Annotated in this window: 4 protein-coding genes; all 4 read right to left on the reverse strand. The window is 69.1% G+C overall.

Annotated elements, in window-relative coordinates; genetic code table 11:
• Positions 1-157: 157 nt before the first annotated feature.
• The gene (locus DD1DGNOD_RS14760; RefSeq protein WP_346434328.1) at positions 158-319 is read right to left on the reverse strand and encodes a hypothetical protein; all 162 of its coding nucleotides are present in this window, start codon (positions 317-319) and stop codon (positions 158-160) included.
• 343 nt (positions 320-662) lie between these two features.
• Positions 663-1,700: a lysophospholipid acyltransferase family protein gene (locus DD1DGNOD_RS14765; protein ID WP_131770395.1), complete on the reverse strand. Its 1,038-nt coding sequence runs from the start codon at positions 1,698-1,700 to the stop codon at positions 663-665.
• Entirely contained in the window at positions 1,700-3,259 is a 1,560-nt protein-coding gene (locus DD1DGNOD_RS14770) for a lactate racemase domain-containing protein (protein ID WP_346434329.1), read from the reverse strand. The genes DD1DGNOD_RS14765 and DD1DGNOD_RS14770 overlap by 1 nt, the downstream gene beginning before the upstream one ends.
• 151 nt (positions 3,260-3,410) lie before the next feature.
• The coding region (locus tag DD1DGNOD_RS29495; RefSeq protein ID WP_241255731.1) for a zinc-dependent alcohol dehydrogenase at positions 3,411-4,197 on the reverse strand (787 nt) is incomplete at its 5' end.

A 4,197-nucleotide genomic window follows, 5' to 3' on the forward strand; every position in this document is an offset into this window, starting at 1 on the left:
CGCATGGCTCATGATCCAAACGAGTTTGTCGCCGTGTACGCTTTTTGGCCGCATTAGCGTACACGGCGACAAACTCGTGCCGATCTTCTCCGGTGGCTGGCGCTCATCGACGCATGCGACCGTTCAGCAGGAGACGTGTGGTTACATGGCCGGCGCTTTAGGTGGCGGCGGCGAGGTGGAGGCGGTCGCGGCGGCGGGCGAGCAGCCGGTCGGCGAGGGCGTCGGCGAGTTCGATGTCGTCCAGTGACACCCGGGTGCGTTCCTGGACGTCGAGGAGCGCGGCCAGCAGCTCCGCGGACAGGCGGGTCCGATCGGCCACCCGGGCCACGCTCGGTGGCAGTGCCCTGGAAGGCGATGGCAGTGATCCGGGGGCTGACGGGTGGGGCCCGCTGGCGACAACGGTGTCGGTACCCCGGTTCGAGCGGTGCTGCGGGTGCGAGCGGCGGGGCCGGTTGCGCAGGTCCATGGATCCAGTGACGGGCCTGCGGAACCTGGAATCAACTCTTGACATCAGGGGTGTCCAGCCGGTCTCCGGTTACCCACAGGTGGTCCCCAGCGGCACGGTGGATACCCACCGCGCCGTGAACAGAGTTATCCACATTTTCGGCCACATATGACCGTTCTCACATTCAGCGAGAAGATCGCGAGAGGATCACGGGGGATCAGCGAGAGGACGTACGAATGCCTGTCGCATCGGTGCCACCACGCTCCTGAGACCTCCCTGAAGCCGGCCCCGGAGAACCCTCCGAGCCTGCGGATCCGCGGCGTGCAGCGTTCCACGGGGACGCCGTCCTAGCAGATCCCACCGGTTCGGTAGCTTCCCAGACCCGTCGCCAATGAGCCTTCTGGGGAGAGCGTGCAGACCGGGCCGGCGTGGGCGACAGGGCAGGCGCCGCGTGCAACGAATCCCACCAGGACGTGGCGTCCTCATCCATCAACCGGGACACCTCGGCGAAGATACGGCTGGTGAAAGACCGGATGTCGGTGTCGACGGGGTGCATGGGCCGGCCGAACCGTACCGATACCCCGGGCCGGCCTGGAATCGTCCAGGCCCGGCCGCGCGGCATCGCACCGAAACTGCCGCGGATCCCGACCGGCACCACCGGAACCCCACAGGTGATCGCCAGATGTGCCGCGCCGAACCGGAACCGGGCGAGCTGGCCGTCCTTCGAGCGGGTCCCCTCCGGGAAGATGATGAGATTCCAGCCGTCGGCGAGCAGGTCGGCGGGTGCTGTCGACGGCGAGCCGCCACGGCGTTCGATCGGCACGGTCGCGAACAGGAAGGCCGTGCCCAGACCCCGCCACCAGCTGTCGAAGAAGTAGTCGGCGGCGGCGGCCACCGCGGTGTGATCCCGCACCTTCCTCGGCAGCGCACACAGCAGCAGCGGCGCGTCCAGATGGCTGGAATGGTTCGACACGAAGACCGCGGGAGTGCGCAGCCCCTCGATCGCGTCCAACCCTGCCACCGACAGTGACAGGTTCGCGTCCAGCATGGGTCGCATCCCGAGCTCCAGGGCGGCGACCCGGGCCGCCCGCATCGCCGGTGTCCGCGCCCACGAGGTGGGGAACTCACGTGCCAGCGGTGGCGGCTGGTGCGGCTCGGCCGAGCGGGGGACCGGTGGGCGCGCCGCCCACCGCCAGCCGCGCGCCATGTCACGCAGACCCACCCCGGCCAGGCTCTGCCGCATGCGGGGTGCCATCACCGCACGTCCGCGATGGCGTGCGGCGGGGAGTGCAGGTAGGTCAGGGACGGATCACGACCCACCGTGGCCGAGACCATCTCGAGCGCGTCAGCCAGGGTGGACGCGGCCCGGAAACCCATCCGCGCGCATGCCGCCCGGTCACCGCCGACCCACACCACGTCCCCCAGGTGGTCCATGGCGTGCGCACCCCAATACCACATGTAGAACGGGTGCACGCCGTGGTAGGCGTGGGACGTACGGTACAGGTGGGTGTACCAGGGGTCGGTCGCGTACTGCTTCTCGAAGGTCGCCTCGATCGTCGCCGGATCGGTGGACTCGGCGAGAACCTCCTCGAAGAAGTCCACATATGACGGGTGATGCAGCTGGGAGAACTCCGGCGTCACCGGATGGTAGAGAATCATCGCGCCGCCGCGGCGCACCAGCGGCTGCCCCCGGTACATGTTGAAGAAATAACCCAGGCCCAGGCACATCGCGAGGATCGGGTTCATCACCGAGTTGACGTTGTACGGCCCGAGATACGGCAGACCGACGACGAGAACGTCGCTCTGCCCGTTCACCTCGACGAGTTGCTGGCGGTGCACGTTCGCGAGCGTCTTGGCATGCACGGCTTCGGTCTCGCCCGCATGCACGCCGGTGACGCCATAGTCCGCGACCAGGTCCTGGAAGAGTCTGCGGCGGGGACGCACCGGCATGGCGGCCAGGCCCCGCGACATCCCGAACGCCATCGCCTGGTCACGCACGGACCATTCCCACTCCCGCTTCGTGAAGAAGGCGTAACGGGACGGGAACGAGGCGTTGTTCACGGTCGTTTCCACCGTGAAAATCTTCAGATGGTCGGCGAGCAGCCGGCCCATCCGCCATGCCGAGGAATGCATGGCCGAGCGGGTGTGGTCCATGAACGACCGCGAGTGCACCATCGTGTGACTGTTGTGATGGTGGCGCAGGCTGTTGTAGGACGCCAGCCCGATCGGCACCGACTTGTGCCCGCCGTCCATGGCCACCAGGTTGACGTTGACGTAGACGAGCAGATCCGATTCGGCGGCCCGCCGGTTGATCTCGACGTCCTCGCCGTTCTCGGTCAGGCCGATGTGCAGGAGGTTGTCCCTGTCCTCGGCGTCGTGGTTGTAGAGGTTGTCCGGCCAGAACGAGCGGAACACCCGTTCCCCGACGGCCCTTTCGATCTCGGCGGCGGTCATCCGGCGGTGCAGGGCGTTCGCCACGATGAGCACCACGTCGTCGACGCCAACCTCGGCCGCGATCGTCAGCACCTGCTCGATCACCCGCTGGCGGATGTCAGGCCGGCGCATCGGCGGCAGCGGAATCGACAGGTCGTCGAAGGCGATCGTCAGACGCATCCCCGGACGCAGCAGCGCCCGCAACGGCTCGCTGTTCTCCGGCTCGGCCAGCGCCCGGCTGATCGCCCCGTCAACGTCCGCCAGCGCCGGAAGCGACTCCGGTGGGTAGACCACCCGGGTGCCGAGCGGAAAGCGTTCCAGCCCGAACCCCTCACCCTGGTGTACGAGCAGCGGAGGAGTCCGCCCATCGACTTCGAGCACGAACCCCGGTCTCACCTGTGCGATCCCCTCACGCGCGGTTTCGTCCGAACGACACTGGGTTGTCGCCGGCTCCATGGAATAAGCGTCCCAGCAGACGTCATAGTGCCTGCTAACAGGCCCCGCCTGCGCCTTGTCACGGCGTCATCAGGGGTCACGGCGTCATCAGGTCGAAGGCGACCTTGACCGCTCCGAGCCGCCCCGCCGCGAGCGCGTGGTCCAACGCGTCCCGCCAGCGGTCCAGCGGGTAGGTGGCCGACACGATCCCGTCCAGCGGCGCGGTTGCCGCGAGCTCCAGGGCCCGGTCGAAGTCCGTCCGGTCGTCCGTGCCGATGCTCGACGCGTAGGTGCCCACCAGCTCCAGCTCACGGAACCACAACGGGGTCAGATCGACCGAACCGGTGGGAACCCCCGACAGCACGACCCGCCCGCCCGCCCGGGTGGTGCGCAGTGCCGTCGACAGCGACGACGCGCTGCCCGCGCAGTCGATCGCGACGTCCACCCCACCCAGCAGGTAGGGCGGGCCGACCTCCGGATCGAGCCGCAGCGCGCGGGTGCCGCGGCGCACCCCGCCGACGGCGGACGCCGGCGGGAGAATCTCGTCCGCGCCGAAGCGCCGGGCCAGCTCCACCTGCCGGCGATGCTTGGCGACCACGGTCACCGGACCGGCCTTGGTGTAGGCGCGCAGCGCCAGCAGGGTGAACAGCCCCACCGCGCCCGCACCGATGATCAGCACCCGGTCGCCGTCGGCGGGGCGGGCTCGCAACGCGGTGTGCACGGCGCAGGCGAGCGGCTCGACCAGCACCGCCCGTTCGTCCGGCAGGTCCGCCGGCACCGGATGCAGCTGCGAGCGGTGCACGACCAGCGCCCGGCTCCACCCGCCGCCGGTGTCCGCGCAGTAGCCGGTCTGCAGGCCGGGGGACAGGTGCCCGGACGTGATC

The sequence above is a fragment of the Candidatus Protofrankia californiensis genome, assembly GCF_900634765.1.
GTDB lineage: Bacteria > Actinomycetota > Actinomycetes > Frankiales > Frankiaceae > Protofrankia > Protofrankia californiensis.

Excerpts from the sequence above, each read along its gene's own strand:
- DD1DGNOD_RS14765 (WP_131770395.1), bottom strand. The coding sequence starts at position 1,700 with ATGGCACCCCGCATGCGGCAGAGCCTGGCCGGGGTGGGTCTGCGTGAC.